The sequence below is a fragment of the Lacipirellula sp. genome (assembly GCF_965279485.1).
In the GTDB taxonomy this organism is placed as follows: Bacteria; Planctomycetota; Planctomycetia; order Pirellulales; family Lacipirellulaceae; genus Lacipirellula.
The window spans coordinates 1,063,954-1,078,583 of record NZ_CBDIIC010000002.1; the positions used below are offsets into that span (position 1 = coordinate 1,063,954).

Genomic DNA, 14,630 nt, shown 5'->3' on the forward strand with positions numbered 1-14,630 from the left:
GCGTTTCGTCGCGTCCTTCGTGCCGTCGTGGTAAATCAACATCAGATAACTTCTTGACGGCTAATCTCTTTCGTTTCCAAAGCCATGAAAAATAATCCCTGGGTCTGGATCTCCGCCGTTGCTGCCGTTGTCGTCGCGGCGTTGATCGTTTCCAGCGCCAACCGCTCTGCTCCGCCCCGCGGTCACACGCTTGGCCAGGGGAGCGTTGACGGCGGCGCCTTCCTCCGCAGCGTCGCGGCGACGCTCAACGACCTCGGCAACAACGTCGACCTGGAGCTCCAGCCTGCCCAGCCGATTCTCACTGCCTCGACCAGCAGCGACGGTAAGGAGGTGCTTGCCACCGTTTCTGAAAATCCAGCCTCCCCCGATGGCCAGTACAACTATCTGCTCGCCAACAGCGGCAACGCGAACTTCTACTCCGTCGGCGTCGAGCCGGGCGATATCGTCCGGTACTACGTCAACATAGATGAAGAGTCGGCCGAACGCGGCATTGATCAGAAGGCTGCCGCCCTGGAGCTGCGCGTTCGCCGTCTCGATTCTCGCGATCCTGAGAATGCGCTGATTATCGAGACGCCGCTGAACGGCCCCTCGCCCGTCCCGGCGCGCGTCGAGATCTGGCGCTACTCTGACAAGCGGATGGATGCGATCCGTTCCGCCCTAAACCGCTACAACAAACTCCGCTTGCCGGCGCTCGGCTGGGAGCCTGCTCCCGACCTCGGCGCGCTGCAGCAAATCGTCGAGCGGGCAAACCAGTGGTTCCGTAGCCGCCCGCCCGCCGGCAAAGACTGGAAGCGCGAGCCGCTGCTCGTCGGCGTCGTCGCTGAACTTCCAAAACCAACCACCGAACCGCAACAGCGCGCCTTCGCCAGCTTAGAGAAGACGCTCTCCACCGAAGAGCTCCGCAACGGCGTCTTCGCCGATTGGGAAGGCCGCGCACTCGCCGAGGCGGTGTGGGCCCGTGATGTGGCCCAGTGGGCGCCTGGCACGGCAGATACCGACGAGAAGGTCGCCGCCGCGCTGTTCGACTGGACGATTCGCAACGTGCAGCTCGACACCACGCCATCGCCGTTGGCCGATCGCAGCGCCGCCACCGAGAGCAAGCCCGAAGCCGCCGCGGAACTGGCTGATTCCATTCACCGCCCGTGGCAAGCAATGGTGTTCGGCCACGGCAGCGCCGCTCACCGCGCGTGGGTCTTCGTTGAATTGCTCCGGCAACAAAACATTGCCGCGGCAATTATCCGTCCGTTGGAAGGCGATCCGGCCAAAATGCCGCTGCTCGTCGGCGTCTTCATCGAGGACGAATTGCAACTGTTCGATCCACAGCTCGGCCTACCGCTCCGCAACAAAGAGGGCGGCGTCGCCACGCTCGCCGAAGTCTCCGCCGACGATTCGCTGCTACGACAGTTCGACGTCGACGGCGAGTATGCCTATGGCGCCACGGCCGAGCAGATGGCCGGCGTCGAGGCCTTCATCGTCGCGAGCCCGCTGCAGCTTGCTCGGCGTACCCAGGAGTTGGAAAAGGCACTGGAGGGCGAGAACTTCATCCGTCTCGCCGCCGATCCAAAGGCCGTCGCCGATCGCCTCGCGAAACTCCCGCAAGTCAAGCAAACCAAACTCTGGACGTTCCCCTATCAGTCATACCTCGACGAACAGACGATCGGCCCGAATTCGCGCGAGCTGTCGATCAACGAGTTCGCGCCCCTTGCAGAACGTCCGCTCCTTTGGAAAGGGCGCGCTCTTCATCTGCAGGGCAACAAGGGAATCCGCGCCGAAGAGCGCGGCGATCCGTTGGCCGAAGCCCGCCAAGGACATCAGGACGCACTCGTTCTTTATCAAGACGGCTCCGTCCGCCCAGCGAATCTGAAGCTTGGCGCCCTCGACGAAGCCAAACGGCAGGTTTACTCCGCTGGTAAGGCCGCGGCCGGCTACTGGCTCGGACTCTTAAGCTACGATCGCGGCAACTACGAAGTCGCCCTCGATTGGCTCGGCACGCGCACGCTGGACCAGAAGCAGTCGAGCCGGTGGGCCAATGGCGCTCGCTACAACCTCGCACGCACTCACGAAGCCCTCGGCAACAACGAGGAAGCGGTCAAGCTGCTGCAGTCCGACCCGAAGGACGCCCCGCAACGGCACGGCAACTTGCTGCGCGCGAAGCAACTTGTCGCCGCGCCTGCGACCGATGAACCGGCTGAAGCAGCTGATGAGAAGCCAAACGCTGAACCTGCCGCGGATTCAGATTCGCCCGAGCCCACGGCGCCGGCAGCCGATTCGTCCGAAGCTGCAACGTCGCCCGCCTCGGAGCCCTCAGCAGACGCCGCCGCCAAGTAACGCCTATCGAGCCGGGGCTCGCCCCGCGCAAGCAGCACGCCATGAACGTCGACCTCACGCCCACGCTCGTCGAAATGTACCGCGAAACGTTCGAGGGCGAGGTCCACCCCGGCTGGACCTGGATCGTCGGCGGCGCGCCAGAGGAATCGGTCCTCGGCACACTGCGGGCGCTCACCGCCGAGCAGGCGTACGCGACGCCGCCGTCCGGCCGCAAATCGATCGCCACGCATGCGAACCATCTCAAGTATGCGCTTGAGCTAACGCTACGCCGTCTGCACGGCGAGAATCCGCCGACCGACTGGCCCGGTAGCTTCGCCCCCGGCCCCGCGTCGTCCGACGCTTGGGAGAAACTGCAAGCCGACTTGCGGCGGGCTTACGACGGCGTCCTGAAATTCTTCGATGCGATACGCGACAAACCGATCGCCGAGTGGCAACCGATCCACGCCGTCGGGCTCTCGGCGATGATTGGCCACAACGCCTACCATCTCGGCGCGATTCGGCAGTTGTTGCCGCTTGAGTGATTCCGCTGAGTCGCCAGCCACTCGCCTCTAGCCCCGGGCTCCGCCCGGGGGTCGGCCTCCATTCCGGTAGGCGTCGTCGCGCGCGGTGCATCCCCGGGCGAAGCCCGGGGCTAGGAAACACGTTGCCGCTGCGGGCAGCGTTTCTCAACCGCCTTCCCCCGGCACCATCACCATCCACCCGACGCCGAACTTGTCCGTCAGCATCCCATACTTCGGCGACCAAAACGTCTTCGCGAGCGGCATCGTCACCTTGCCGCCTTCCGCTAGCGCCGCGAACGCTCGTTCCGCTTCCGCTTCGCTCGGCGTCTGAAAAACGAGCGAGAATCCAGCGAACTTCGATTTATCGTCGCAGCCGTCAGAGCAGAGGACGCGCGTCTCGCCGACCGTAAACTCGGCATGCATCACCTTCGTCTCGAACCCCGCCTGCAGCATTCCTGGCGGCAGCGGGGCAGGGCTCTCGTTGAACCGCATCAGCATCCCCGGCTTCGCGCCGATCGCCGACTGATAAAACGCGATCGCCTCGTCGCAGCGGCCGCTGAAGAAGAGGTAGTTCAACACTTGGGGAGCGCTCATATCGGCCTCGCGGAATGAGAAGCGTGCCAGCGGTTCGCCTTGCTAGCATTCGCAACGGCCGATTCTAGCCGAATTCGCCCGCGAAATGAATTCTCGGGGCGATTTAATGGCCTGGCCTCGCTAACGAAGCCGAAAGGAAGAAAACGGCTGCGTTTCGTCGCGGCTCGTTCTCATCGCACGGCTCTTCTTCCTCTTCTTCCTCATCTCACGATACGGCTCATGCTCACCTGGATGCGAATCCGCATCTTGCTGGCGGCGCTCTGCAGCGCCTTCGCGTTCGGAGAACTGCGCGCTGAGGAAACGCCAAGCGATGCGGCAGGGCAGGGGATCTCCACCTCAGCCAAGACGACAGAGTCAAACGAATCGTCCGCCACTCCGCCGCTCATCACGCTCCCGCCGACGGACGCGACAGCCACCGCTCTGCCGGCTGCCTCAACCGGCGCCGTGACGCCAGCTGCGGCTCACCAACTCATCAACCCGGCCGCTCCGTCAGCGCCGTCTGATCAACTCTTCGTCCCCGACGAGCGCCTCACCACGCTCGAAAACCGCATCGAGCAACTTGAACTCGACCTCGCTACGCAACAAACGGAGTCCGCCAAAGCCAAAGATCTCGACATCGACAATTTGATGATCCCCAGCTGGGGCCGTGACGGCTTCCAAGCCGAATCGCCCGACAAAGAATTTAAGATCCATGTCGGCGGCCGCGTGCAGCTCGACGGCGTCGCCCTCTCGGCGCCCGACCTCGTCCTCGGCGGCGTCGGCGATCAGGACGCAGTCGACTTCCGCCGCGCCCGCATTCGCATCGACGGCACGATGTACTACACGATGCAGTGGGCCGCCGAGTTCGACTTCGTCAACGCCTTCGACGCCGACCCCACCAACCCCGCCGACTACGTCAACGCCTTCGGCGGCGACGCGATGCACACGGTCGTACCGACCGACCTCTGGTGGGACTTCAGCGAGATGCCGCTGCTGGGCAATGTTCGCATCGGCAATCAAAAGGATCCCATCGGCCTCGAGCATATCCAAAGCAGCCGCTTCCTCGACTTCATGGAACGCTCCTACCTACAGGACGCCTTCTTCGGGCCTTTCAACAACGGCTTCTCGCCGGGGATCATGGTCCACAGCTACAACGAAGCTGAAACCGTCACTTGGCAGTACGGCATCTTCCGCAACACGCAAAACTCCTTCGCCTACGACATCGGCGATAGTCAGTTCGCCGCCACCGGACGCCTCACCTGCGTTCCTTGGTCGGCTTGCGAAGATAGCGAGCTCATCCACCTGGCGATTGCCGGCTCGTATCGCGGGCTCGACCAGGATGAAACAGTCTCCGACGGCAACATCCGGCTCCGGAGCCGCGCGTCGCTCCGCAACGGGCCCGGCCCGCTCAACCCGACAATCGCCGACACCAACTTCGCCGGCCGTATCTTCGCGGACAATCAACTACTGCTAAACCCTGAGTTCGCCTACGTCCACGGTCCGTGGCTCTTCCAGAGCGAATATTGCGGCGGCTGGATCAACGGCGGCACGTTCACGCCCACCGGCGGCGCTCCCGTCGACCCCGGCCAAGTCTTCTTCCAGGGTAGCTACGTCAACGTCCTGTACTTCCTCACCGGCGAACACCGCGCCTACGACCGCCACGAGGCCCGCTTCGGCCGCGTGATCCCCAACGAAAACGCGATGCGACTGCGCGACGGCACGCTCACCGGCCTCGGCGCCTGGCAAGTCGGCGCCCGCTACGGCTTCCTCGACCTCAACGACGCCGGTATCGCCGGCGGCTACATCCAAGACCTCACGCTCGGCCTCAACTGGTTCCTGAACCCGCATTCCAAGCTACAGTTCAACTTCATCGCCGACCACGTCGACAACCGTTTGCGCAACAACGCCGGCGTCGTCACCGCGGTGAACGACGCCTTCATGACCGGCTTTGGGGTGCGGTTCGCTTGCGATTTCTAGCAGCAACCGGCGTCTGAACGACTGTCTTAGACTCTCCGCGAAGTCGAAGCCGCGATTTCATTAAGCCAGACTGACGACAGGCGTCGTCCATCTGATCCGCGCGCAGCCGCGCTCAAGCCGGTATGACCGGTATTTCCGCCTTAGTGCTTCTGCGCGTCTGCCGACCATGAGCATGGTTTCACGACGCTCATGCTATCGCGCCTCGCTCGATTGAGCATGAACGCTAAGCGCTCACTCGTCGCCAGTCGCCATTCGAGCCACCCAAAGCCTCCTCCGCACTTCAGCGCGGCATAACCATTGCTCCAAGGTGAGAACGAGATGGTGTCGTGCACCAGCTCGTGTGAAGCTTGCCTCGCGATCAACAGCGTGCAAGACGGAACATTGCAACAGACCAACGAAGACGATTTGGGAGAAGCGGCGATGAAATCGAATACGACAAAGCGACTAGGATTTATCTTCGCGGCTGCGGCCGCCCTGCTCATGGCGACGCCCGATTCCGTCTTCGCGCAACGCGGAGGCGGCGGTGGGCGTGGCGGCGGCGGTGGCGGACATGGAGGAGGCGCCCATGGCAGTGGCCCCAGTCGCGGCGGCGGTGGAGGGGGCGGCGGTTTCCACGGCGGAGGTGGGGGCGGCCCGCGCGGCGGTGGTAATCACGGAGGCGGCAACCACGGCGGCGGAGGTCCGCAGGGCCCGTACGGGCCAGGCGGCGGCCACTCTCATGCGAACCAAGGCGGGCCGGGCCGCGGCCCCGGGAATGGCAATCACGGCGATCCTCGCGGAGGACATGGCGGTTATGGAAACAATTGGAACTCCGGCCCAGGTCGCGGCCTTAACAACTTCTACGGCGGCAATTTTTATCGCTCGCCGTACGGCTATGGACCCAACCGTTACGGATCGGGCTACCGCGGCTACGGCAACTTCGGTCGCCCTGGCTACGGCATGGGTCTAGGCGTCGGCTACGGAAACTACGGCTACGGCTACTTCCCTTGGTACGCCGGACTCGCCGCGTACGGACTTGGCGCAGGACGGGGCTATGGCAGCGGCACGTTCATTGGGCAAAGCTACTCGACTAACTCCGCTCCAGTTGTGGTTGAGCAAGCCCAGACGGCGCAAAGCGTCGCAGCGGAGAACGACTATGTGCCGCAGTTCAACGACACCGTCGCCGAGCTTGGCACGCGCGCAGACGGCGGCGCGGCCTTGGGCATCACCATGGATCCGGAATATCCTGACGCGGCAGTGGTCAGAACAGCGGCGCCCGGCAGTGCAGCGGCGAAGGCTGGCCTGCAGCCTGGGGACATGATCGCGTCAATCGACTCGATGCAGATCAGCAGCCCCACGGATGTGACGAACTTGATAGGGAGCATGCAACCGGGCGCCCGAATTGGAATCCAGTTTGTGCGTCCGATTTTGCGATCGGAAGTTAGAGAGGCGGCGCCCGAGCGATTTCAAACGCCGACTGCTGCGGCGCAACGGCCCGAGGCCGCGCAGCCAACACCCGTTCCTCCTCCGGCCCCGCAACCAGAGCAGTTGCCCTCGCAATAGTTCCGCGAGCACGGGATGGCCAGCCGTTCGATTTGAAGTGCGTGAGCCCGGAACTCTCAAAAGGAGTTCCGGGCTCTTTGCTGCACCACGAACTGAGGCGATGCTTGCCTCCGCCTTCGCGGGAAGCCGACCAGAAGTATGCAAATTTGAGTTTGCGCAACAAAAAAATGGGGGTTCCGGATCACCGGAACCCCCATTCAAAAGTCGGGCCGACAGGATTCGAACCTGCGACCTTTTGACCCCCAGCGACAATTAGGCCGCTGCTGATAGTCGGGAATCGCCGTATTTCCCGAGAATAATCGCATTCGGGCTTGTCTGCAATCGGCTGGATTTCATGGGGTTTACTGCGAATTTACTGTCGTAGCGGTCGGTGGTTAAAGGGTCGATGACCTATCTTGCCAAACAGGGCAGGGGCCACCCGTGAGCTATGCTTTCGGTGAGTCTTTTCTATTCCCATTCTGGGGTCACTTCTCATGCCATCGCCGATGCAAGAATACCGGTTCTTAGTTCCGCTCGCTGCTGACGGAGACTATGCCGTCTACCACAAGGGGATAAAGTGGGACGCCCTCAAATCAGGGCTACTTGCGGTCGCAGGCGGGTTCACCGATGCGGGGGAAGTAGAGGGGGCGTGGAAGGATGGCGAGCGACTGGTTCAGGAACGCTGCCGCCAGTTCTTCGTTTCGATTCCATTCGAGAACCGCAAGAAGCTAGAAGCCATCTTCCGTGAACTCTGCCCCAAGTTTTCGCAGCAATGTATCTATGTCGCCAGCGGGGGCAAATCGTGGCTGGTGAGTGAAGAGACCGGCCATTCCAGGCGTGAAGATCGCGAATGGGCACGCGAGGCCTTAGGGCTTCAATTGGAACTGCTCGCCTAGAGCCGCACAGAGCCCCAGAGCCCTTGGTTCGGGGCTCTTTGCGTTTCTAGCTAAGATTGCTTCGGAATACGTTCCGTTGTCGCACTACCGATGTCGCTGTCGTCGATGGCGACAAACCAAGAGCCATCACGCTCTATATCCCAAGTGACAGAGTTCTCTTTGGCGTTAAGGTGAGCCATTTTGTCGCACGCGATTGGCGACGTATCGCCGGGTGCCTCCAAAATCCTCTGTGCCTCCTTTGCCCGCAGTTCATCGAACAGGAAAGCCGTAGCTTTGCCTTTCGGGAAACCATTGATGGTGACTTTGATTTTGTCACCGGCCTTGCATTCATGTCGATTTGATTGAAGTGACATTTGAAACTCACTCTTCAATAACTTGATCGTAGAAAAATGAAAGTTCAGCTTTATCTATGCCTTCAAGGAACGATGCCTCTAGGCATTCGCCTTTTATGCACAGTTCAGGGAACAGGATTCCCTCTTTGATTTCAGCGTTCTCTTCCGCGTCTGTCTTGACGAAATCATCTTCGTCATCGGCCTCTACCTCATCGCCGTAGACGGAGAACTCCAACTCGTGGAACGCAATTTCTCCTAGTTCGACTCGGCGGGTTCGGTCATACGTTATCTCGACCCGCTTAAGTTTCGCCACAACAGCGTAGGTTTCTCGTATACCAAACGACTCTTCGTCGAACGGCTTGCTGAGTATCGCTTTTACAATTTCTTCACTACATGTCAGTAGAAAATGATGGCCGTAGGCGTCAGCACAAATTATGTAGTGCTTGCCGCCACTCCTGAATAGGTCCACCATCGTCGCGGCAATGACGATTGGCCGCCCCTTCAATGCGTTTACAGCATCCTGAACTTCAATCGAGTAGCGATTCACTCCCCATTTGGAAAATTGTTCCCGCCACTTCCGGTCGGGAATAGCCCCTGTCTTAGTCGCCAGTTCTTCGATCTTTGTTTCAGCGTTGTGTCTGGTTTCCTTGCGTTCCCGTTCGTACTTCGCGGAAAAGTCTTCCTCTGTCTCTGTTGAGGCGTTTACTTTTTCGGCGGGGGGATTTTTGCGAGAGCATGAAACGCAGCAGAATATTAGCAGTATCAGAGGTAGCGTTTTCATTGGAATTCGTTCATTCATTCGTTGATATCATGGCCGGGCGGCAGACTGAACACGGCGAATGGGTAACTGATGCTTGATGTAGGGATATGGCCGTCGCCCCCTTGCGAAGATGGCGACAGTTGGAGCGGTGGTATTTGCCTCCCGTTTTCGTGACGTACACAACGTCGGCTAAAGGAACGCCGTCTAGATTGATTGTGGACGCATTCAGCCGGCTAGGCGTGAAATGCAGCGGGGGTGGTTGCGTAAGTTGTGATATTCCACCCCAAAGACACAAACCGGTAACTAGGCCGGCAACGAATATTGCGACTGACTTACGGGATGCAGCGGGCATAGATACCCTCAAAAAGTTGTCACAGCCAGTCGCATTGTAGCGAATCCATCCCTGGCTTTGACAGCGGTACTGTCCAAATTACTAACGAACCCAAGCCCCAATGACTCACCCGCGACGGACCAAAGAAGCCCGACGCTCTGGCAGCAGTAATCCAGCCACTTCGTCGAAAGCACCCGGTGGGAAGATGACTTTCATTTTCTCTTTCGTTTCGGAGAGAACAATGAACTCCCGAAGCAAGGCCTTTGTGTGCTTAACGTGGCCGGTGTACACAGCGAGCAATTCATTTTCACCCCACGGGTGAATACTGCCGTGCTGACAAGGAATCATGTAGTAAGAGGGATCACGGACATCTGAGTTCTCTTCGTATTGAACTAGATATTTGTCGCCCCACAGACGCTTCAAATTCAAACATGACATTAGCGGCCTCCTATAAAAAGAAACACCCCGGCTCATTTTTGAGTCGGGGTGTTATGAATTGAAAAACCCCACCGCCTGCCTGTGACAAACGGTGAGGCCGCTTGGCCTGCGTAGTGAGCGACACAAGCCAAGGATGTAAGAAAAGGAAGCCCCTGAGACTCCGTAACACAGCGGCAAAGTCTCAGGGACTTCTAACGGCCCTGCATCCCGTTTGGCACAGAGGCAGGACCAATCGCTTCCCGGCTGCTCACCGGAAGCGGATGATTAAAAAGGCAGGAACCTCCGCCGACAGATTACTGTTGACCAGTGAGGTTCCTACCCGGCCAACGATCTAACTGACAGAGTCAGCGTGCCTTAGATCGTTCGCGTCAACAGTGTTAGAACGTAGTTACGATAATGGCCACGCCGTCACCACCGGCGAAACCATCGTTGCTGACAGTGACGTTATTCGTGTAGCCGGCTCCGCCCCCACCACCACCGCCGAAGCGACCGCCACGACCTCCGAAGGCAGTGCCAACAAACGACGTTGCAAACTGCAACGCCGTTGCTCCGCCGCCGCCACCGGCTCCACCGAACGCAACGGGCGTAGTGCCAGCGATGATGCACTGGCCGTCACCGCCATCGGCTGCTGTGAGGATCGGTTGGGCTCCCGTCGCAGCGTTGGCAGCAAGGGAGAGGTTACGTCGTGTTCGGCTACCGCCAGAACTCCCACCCCAGCCGCCGTAGACGCCAATGGTGTTACTGGCGTTAATTCCAGTGGCTCCACCGCCCCCGCCGCCAGCCATGCGGCCTGCTGAGTCTCCGCCGTCGAATGCTACGGCACCGAACGTACCGGCTCCGCCACTCGCCCCATTGGCGGTTGCACCCGTGCCGCCGCCGCCGGCTGCACCACCACCGACGCTAACGGTTCCGGCTCCGCCGCCTCCACCGCCATTGGCAGTGAGGGTAGCTCCACCGGTTCCTGAGGCAGTCATAGAAGTATTGCCGCCAGCGGAACCCGCGTTGCCATCATTAGTAGGAACTACACCCGCTCCACCGGCTCCAGCGGCTCCCACAGTAACGGTTTCGGAGCTTCCGAATTTAGAGGCAGCATTAGAGTCGTGAGAGTATCCACCCCCACCGCCGCCGCCTCCACCCGGTCTGTTCGATGACGTAGCACCACAACGACCAGAACCACCGCCTCCACCGCCGCCGATCAAGTAGCGGTCTACAGTGACGGCCCCTGCTGGCTTGTTCCAAGTGTTGCTGCCCGTTGTGACGAACACTTGAATATCAGGAACCGTTGCATTGCTGCCTGGGGCTCCGTCGGCTCCAGGCGGACCATCGGCCCCCGGAACTCCATTCTTGCTGTAGCACAACAGAACCGCGTCTGCGTTGACGAACGGATTAGCGTCACTAGACGCTAATACAGTTCCGAATACGTTGTAGTAACCTGACTCTGGATTGACCTGCGTGACTAGGAATAGGAGCCACTTAGTCTGGTCAGCCTTGTTGACCAGACGAATGAATCCCGTTTCATCAGTTAAGATATTCGCCATGTCACCAATGACAGTGGCCCAATTGTCGCCGGCTGAGTCGAGTGGATCGACTCTGATAACGCCCGCGATGTTCTGCGTAGCATTGCTGAGACGCAGATTGCCGCTACCGGGGTCGGAATCGGTGGTGGTTGTCGAAAACGTGTACTGAATAGTTACAGCACCGCCGTATGCCCCATCTAAACCATTAGACCCTGTGGCTCCTGTGGCTCCAGTAGGCCCCGTGGCCCCTGTAGGGCCTGTGGCTCCCGTATCTCCCTGAGGGCCAGTGTCGCCGGTTTCACCCTGGATACCCTGTTCACCCTGCTCACCTTGCGGCCCGGCCTCACCCGGTTCGCCTTGCGGGCCAGTGTCTCCAGTATCGCCTTTCGGACCCTGAGGCCCTTGGGGGCCTTGCTCGCCTCCACCGCCTCCCGCTTCACCACGACGACCACGGGGACCGCCAATGCCTTGCTCACCCTCAGGGCCACGTTGACCACGGGCTGCAATGAGTTCCCATGCTTCCGAGCTAGAGGCCGGTTCGGATCGTGTGGACTCGGCCACACAAATCCAGGAACTGCCGTCATGCTCAGTTACGTCATTCCGTTTGTATTCACGACGCAGCCACGAACCCCGCCAGTTGAATCCAGACCCATCGGCCCCCTTAGGACCAACGGAGCCCTTGGGTCCGACGATTGATTCACCGTCTTTACCGGGCTCGCCTTGCGGACCCTCTACATCGAACGCCGAATCCTTGACCACACTCGGCGTCCAGTCATCGACCGACGTTCCCGGCTGAGTGGTTGTATTGCGGCGAGCAATGAAAGTCACTGCAACACCGTCGACAAAAACGGTGACAGCGTCTCCCCTACGATAAGCCCCATTCGGGTTCTCTCTAACTTGTCTAATTGTTGGCATTAGTTTTCTCCACTTCAAAAAGCACGCCTGTCACACGCAGGATGGAGTCGATAGGCATATCTAACGAAAGCAATTCGTCTGCCAGCGAGATTCGTTCGTCGTCTGTCATGTTTTTGACATTAAGACGACGAACGAATGCCGATGCTCCCTCCCCGCGATTGACCGTGCGGGTAAAGTTATCCATTTAATTTCTCTAGCTCCTGTTTCATCCGAACTAATCCAGGGCTGGAGTTCAGCAACAGTTGATAGGCCGCCGCTGGTTCCAAGTTCGGAGCATCGTTCAACACAACTGATACCCTGGACTTCAAGTCCGCCTCCCACACGCTAATACGATGAGCTAGGTCGGCTCGATATCGTTCGCGTTCGGCAGCTTCCTTAGCCTGAGTAATTTCACCCGATAGGCGAGTGATAGATTCCTTGATGGCTTCCGTCTTGGCAGCGTTATCCGTAACCGACTCGGATAGCTCCTGTAAGGATTCCAAGTCCGACACGATGCCCGCCATAGCCGTGCTGCGGAACGTCGCAGCGTCAGCAGGGGCGGCTAAGGCGTCCATGCCTTCCGCTTCGGAGAAACCACAAGCGACGATTGCCTTGAGCGAGTAGTCATACGACGCTCGCCAAACGACAATCCCGCCGGCACTCACCACACTGAATAGGCCGTCATTGTCTCTGTTAGTGACAAGCATTATTCACCAGCCTCCCCCTCTGACGCAGACTCCGCTGGGGGTAGTGGCTCGCCGAAGAGGGCAATCGCATCCCGAATGGGACGATCATTGCCCTTCCGCAGTTCTCTGCCAGCCTCGAACACTGCCTCCAAATCTGAGTATGAAAAGGCCGTTGTGGACACGCCCGCCAACAGGTCAGCGGCTTGCTGATCTAAGGGCTTGGAAGTGTCGAGCGGCACACGCTGCGAAGCGGGGGGTGATAGGTCAGTCTTCCATTTTTCAAGTGCCTGCAAGCGGGCCTTCAAGAGTTCCGTTTCATTATTGATTTCCAGCCTGATCTTCGATTGCCGGTCTTCCTCATACCCGGTGATCGCCGCGACCATCCGCTGCCCTTCCTCTTTTAGCCCATCGGGGTGGCTGACTTGCTCGATAGCCTGCCGAGTGGCTTCAAGAATCTCAGCGTCGATTGACTCATCATCCTTATATGCGGCGTAGAGCTTCCGTAGTTTCCCTAGTGGGCCAGCGATGGCTGGATGGGCTAGATGCTTGGCCTGTCGTTCCTGGAACTCAGCGGCAGCGTCTTCCGCCTCCAGTTCCTTTCGCCGCTGCTGCTCCATAATTTTGATGGCAAGCTGAGCGGCTGGAAGTCTGGCGTTCTGTTCCATTTCAAGTTGGGCCTTAACCTCTGCGATTCTCTGATCGGTTGGATGCACGGGCGGAACAAAGATTCGGGGGGTCCAGTTTGCGTCCTGAACTTTTTTGACTTGGGTTCTATTATCTGGTCGTGGCATTAGTTGTTCTCCTTAGCTGCAAGGTGGGCCAAGGCGACTTTCATCGTGGCCTGTTTGATTTGTTCATTCGCGGCGAGAGGCAGGGCCTTCACGATTGCGAGTACAAAAGGATCGCTGCGAAGCTGCTCAAGTCTTTCGTTATCAGTCATAGTTGTCTCCTGAATAAATAAACCACCGAGCCATTGGCCTCCTTGCCAATGGGTCAATGGATTCGCCCTGGCACGGGGCGAGCCCACACCATCGGCCGATGGTGTGGTCAAAGTTCCGCCGCCGAACAACGAGTCCGGCATTGGCGTTCCTTAGTCGATGTAGGCGGCATACGCCTTTTGCAAAGTGGGCAGCGGATATTCGCGGCCAGCGACGATATGGCCGGCACCAACGAGATTTGTAATCATCGTGCCCCATGCGGCCTTGGCAGCCGCTTCGGCAGTTTGCCGACTCAACAGATTACCGGTGTCATAGGTCGCGACGATTTCACCGCTTACCATGTTCTTAATGCCGCGTTTGCCGTTGCCGGCAGATACTGTAGTGAGAAACATTGTTAGTTTTCCTTTTTGAATAGAAGAGAAGTGTTGATAATTCCCCGAGCCGTGAGTTCGGCGGGGGTGAGTGAAAGTAATTCTTTGAGTTTCGGAGAGTCGGCATCGTGTCGATTTGTGCCGTCGTCATCCTTACTTGGCGGTTCGATCTTGCCGTAACAAGCAAGCCGCCGGGCGTCGTCGGCTGTAATGCCTAGACGGTGAGCAAGCTGATTTATGGTGAGTCGCATCCATATCGCTCCCTGGGAGAAAAGTGGCGGGGCGTGAAGAGATAAGAGGTTCAGCAGTAGCCGCAGAGGGCGGCAGATAGTCCGTTAGGACTGGAGCGAGGTTATTCGGGCCGCTTAGGGGCTCGATACTCTCGTTTATTCGTTGTCGAAATCAGACGATGCCCAATAAACTTGGCCGTCATTTTCAATCGGTGGGGGAATGTCGCCATCGGCCCACGCAATCAAGACTTCCTCTTGCGAAATGCCGAGTAGGTCTGCCATGTCGTCCAAGGTGAGAAGATTTTCTGTCATAGTTGTTCCTGTAGAAAAGATGGAGA

The 14,630-nt window shown here is 59.2% G+C and carries 18 protein-coding genes; 5 read left to right on the forward strand and 13 right to left on the reverse strand.

The genetic code is table 11. The features are described from left to right. Positions 1-84 precede the first annotated feature (84 nt). Positions 85-2,328 carry a tetratricopeptide repeat protein gene (locus tag ACQY7R_RS11785; protein ID WP_428305798.1) on the forward strand — a complete coding sequence of 748 codons (2,244 nt, stop codon included), beginning with the start codon at positions 85-87 and terminating at the stop codon, positions 2,326-2,328. A gap of 41 nt (positions 2,329-2,369) precedes the next feature. Next, positions 2,370-2,849: a DinB family protein gene (locus ACQY7R_RS11790; protein ID WP_428305799.1), complete on the forward strand. Its 480-nt coding sequence runs from the start codon at positions 2,370-2,372 to the stop codon at positions 2,847-2,849. Between the two features lie 144 nt (positions 2,850-2,993). On the opposite strand, the gene ACQY7R_RS11795 is transcribed toward ACQY7R_RS11790, so the two are convergent. After that, positions 2,994-3,422 (reverse strand): VOC family protein, encoded by a 429-nt coding sequence (locus tag ACQY7R_RS11795; RefSeq protein WP_428305800.1) that lies wholly within the window; start codon positions 3,420-3,422, stop codon positions 2,994-2,996. A gap of 219 nt (positions 3,423-3,641) precedes the next feature. Here ACQY7R_RS11795 and ACQY7R_RS11800 point away from each other — a divergent pair, with 219 nt between their 5' ends. The 3 genes from ACQY7R_RS11800 (at position 3,642) to ACQY7R_RS11810 (ending at position 7,795) form a co-directional block, all read left to right on the forward strand. Beyond that, positions 3,642-5,378 carry a porin gene (locus tag ACQY7R_RS11800; protein ID WP_428305801.1) on the forward strand — a complete coding sequence of 579 codons (1,737 nt, stop codon included), beginning with the start codon at positions 3,642-3,644 and terminating at the stop codon, positions 5,376-5,378. Between the two features lie 318 nt (positions 5,379-5,696). Then, on the forward strand, positions 5,697-6,920 hold the full coding sequence (locus ACQY7R_RS11805; protein ID WP_428305802.1) for a PDZ domain-containing protein: 1,224 nt from the start codon (positions 5,697-5,699) through the stop codon (positions 6,918-6,920). A 473-nt stretch (positions 6,921-7,393) separates the two neighbouring features. Continuing rightward, positions 7,394-7,795: a hypothetical protein gene (locus ACQY7R_RS11810; RefSeq protein ID WP_428305803.1), complete on the forward strand. Its 402-nt coding sequence runs from the start codon at positions 7,394-7,396 to the stop codon at positions 7,793-7,795. A 50-nt stretch (positions 7,796-7,845) separates the two neighbouring features. Here the strand turns inward: ACQY7R_RS11810 and ACQY7R_RS11815 are convergent, their stop codons facing one another. The 12 genes from ACQY7R_RS11815 to ACQY7R_RS11870 form a co-directional block, all read right to left on the reverse strand. Then, positions 7,846-8,148, reverse strand: a complete 303-nt coding sequence (locus ACQY7R_RS11815; protein ID WP_428305804.1) for a hypothetical protein — start codon at positions 8,146-8,148, stop codon at positions 7,846-7,848. A 7-nt stretch (positions 8,149-8,155) separates the two neighbouring features. After that, positions 8,156-8,926, reverse strand: a complete 771-nt coding sequence (locus ACQY7R_RS11820) for a hypothetical protein (protein WP_428305805.1) — start codon at positions 8,924-8,926, stop codon at positions 8,156-8,158. Between the two features lie 418 nt (positions 8,927-9,344). Next, positions 9,345-9,656, reverse strand: coding sequence for a hypothetical protein (locus tag ACQY7R_RS11825; RefSeq protein ID WP_428305806.1), 312 nt, complete (start codon positions 9,654-9,656; stop codon positions 9,345-9,347). A 377-nt stretch (positions 9,657-10,033) separates the two neighbouring features. After that, positions 10,034-11,194, reverse strand: a complete 1,161-nt coding sequence (locus tag ACQY7R_RS11830; RefSeq protein ID WP_428305807.1) for a glycine-rich domain-containing protein — start codon at positions 11,192-11,194, stop codon at positions 10,034-10,036. A 176-nt stretch (positions 11,195-11,370) separates the two neighbouring features. Beyond that, positions 11,371-11,670, reverse strand: coding sequence for a hypothetical protein (locus ACQY7R_RS11835; protein ID WP_428305808.1), 300 nt, complete (start codon positions 11,668-11,670; stop codon positions 11,371-11,373). A 404-nt stretch (positions 11,671-12,074) separates the two neighbouring features. Further along, a complete protein-coding gene (locus ACQY7R_RS11840; protein WP_428305809.1) occupies positions 12,075-12,272 on the reverse strand; it encodes a hypothetical protein in 198 nt (65 codons plus the stop codon). Then, the gene (locus tag ACQY7R_RS11845) at positions 12,265-12,774 is read right to left on the reverse strand and encodes a hypothetical protein (protein WP_428305810.1); all 510 of its coding nucleotides are present in this window, start codon (positions 12,772-12,774) and stop codon (positions 12,265-12,267) included. Before ACQY7R_RS11845 ends, ACQY7R_RS11840 begins: the two co-directional genes overlap by 8 nt. Continuing rightward, positions 12,774-13,544: a hypothetical protein gene (locus tag ACQY7R_RS11850; protein ID WP_428305811.1), complete on the reverse strand. Its 771-nt coding sequence runs from the start codon at positions 13,542-13,544 to the stop codon at positions 12,774-12,776. The genes ACQY7R_RS11845 and ACQY7R_RS11850 overlap by 1 nt, the downstream gene beginning before the upstream one ends. Further along, positions 13,544-13,834 carry a hypothetical protein gene (locus tag ACQY7R_RS11855; protein ID WP_428305812.1) on the reverse strand — a complete coding sequence of 97 codons (291 nt, stop codon included), beginning with the start codon at positions 13,832-13,834 and terminating at the stop codon, positions 13,544-13,546. The genes ACQY7R_RS11850 and ACQY7R_RS11855 overlap by 1 nt, the downstream gene beginning before the upstream one ends. A 9-nt stretch (positions 13,835-13,843) precedes the next feature. After that, positions 13,844-14,083, reverse strand: a complete 240-nt coding sequence (locus tag ACQY7R_RS11860) for a hypothetical protein (RefSeq protein ID WP_428305813.1) — start codon at positions 14,081-14,083, stop codon at positions 13,844-13,846. Positions 14,084-14,085: 2 nt separating this feature from the next. Then, entirely contained in the window at positions 14,086-14,313 is a 228-nt protein-coding gene (locus tag ACQY7R_RS11865) for a hypothetical protein (RefSeq protein ID WP_428305814.1), read from the reverse strand. Between the two features lie 135 nt (positions 14,314-14,448). Next, entirely contained in the window at positions 14,449-14,604 is a 156-nt protein-coding gene (locus ACQY7R_RS11870; RefSeq protein WP_428305815.1) for a hypothetical protein, read from the reverse strand. Between the last annotated feature and the right edge of the window lie 26 nt (positions 14,605-14,630).

Bases quoted from the DNA above. Each gene is read 5' to 3' on its own strand.
- ACQY7R_RS11785 (WP_428305798.1), top strand. From the start codon at position 85: ATGAAAAATAATCCCTGGGTCTGGATCTCCGCCGTTGCTGCCGTTGTC.
- ACQY7R_RS11790 (WP_428305799.1), top strand. From the start codon at position 2,370: ATGAACGTCGACCTCACGCCCACGCTCGTCGAAATGTACCGCGAAACG.
- ACQY7R_RS11795 (WP_428305800.1), bottom strand. From the start codon at position 3,422: ATGAGCGCTCCCCAAGTGTTGAACTACCTCTTCTTCAGCGGCCGCTGC.
- ACQY7R_RS11800 (WP_428305801.1), top strand. From the start codon at position 3,642: ATGCTCACCTGGATGCGAATCCGCATCTTGCTGGCGGCGCTCTGCAGC.
- ACQY7R_RS11805 (WP_428305802.1), top strand. From the start codon at position 5,697: ATGGTGTCGTGCACCAGCTCGTGTGAAGCTTGCCTCGCGATCAACAGC.
- ACQY7R_RS11810 (WP_428305803.1), top strand. From the start codon at position 7,394: ATGCCATCGCCGATGCAAGAATACCGGTTCTTAGTTCCGCTCGCTGCT.
- ACQY7R_RS11815 (WP_428305804.1), bottom strand. From the start codon at position 8,148: ATGTCACTTCAATCAAATCGACATGAATGCAAGGCCGGTGACAAAATC.
- ACQY7R_RS11820 (WP_428305805.1), bottom strand. From the start codon at position 8,926: ATGAATGAACGAATTCCAATGAAAACGCTACCTCTGATACTGCTAATA.
- ACQY7R_RS11825 (WP_428305806.1), bottom strand. From the start codon at position 9,656: ATGTCATGTTTGAATTTGAAGCGTCTGTGGGGCGACAAATATCTAGTT.
- ACQY7R_RS11830 (WP_428305807.1), bottom strand. From the start codon at position 11,194: ATGGCGAATATCTTAACTGATGAAACGGGATTCATTCGTCTGGTCAAC.
- ACQY7R_RS11840 (WP_428305809.1), bottom strand. From the start codon at position 12,272: ATGGATAACTTTACCCGCACGGTCAATCGCGGGGAGGGAGCATCGGCA.
- ACQY7R_RS11845 (WP_428305810.1), bottom strand. From the start codon at position 12,774: ATGCTTGTCACTAACAGAGACAATGACGGCCTATTCAGTGTGGTGAGT.
- ACQY7R_RS11850 (WP_428305811.1), bottom strand. From the start codon at position 13,544: ATGCCACGACCAGATAATAGAACCCAAGTCAAAAAAGTTCAGGACGCA.
- ACQY7R_RS11855 (WP_428305812.1), bottom strand. From the start codon at position 13,834: ATGCCGGACTCGTTGTTCGGCGGCGGAACTTTGACCACACCATCGGCC.
- ACQY7R_RS11860 (WP_428305813.1), bottom strand. From the start codon at position 14,083: ATGTTTCTCACTACAGTATCTGCCGGCAACGGCAAACGCGGCATTAAG.
- ACQY7R_RS11865 (WP_428305814.1), bottom strand. From the start codon at position 14,313: ATGCGACTCACCATAAATCAGCTTGCTCACCGTCTAGGCATTACAGCC.
- ACQY7R_RS11870 (WP_428305815.1), bottom strand. From the start codon at position 14,604: ATGACAGAAAATCTTCTCACCTTGGACGACATGGCAGACCTACTCGGC.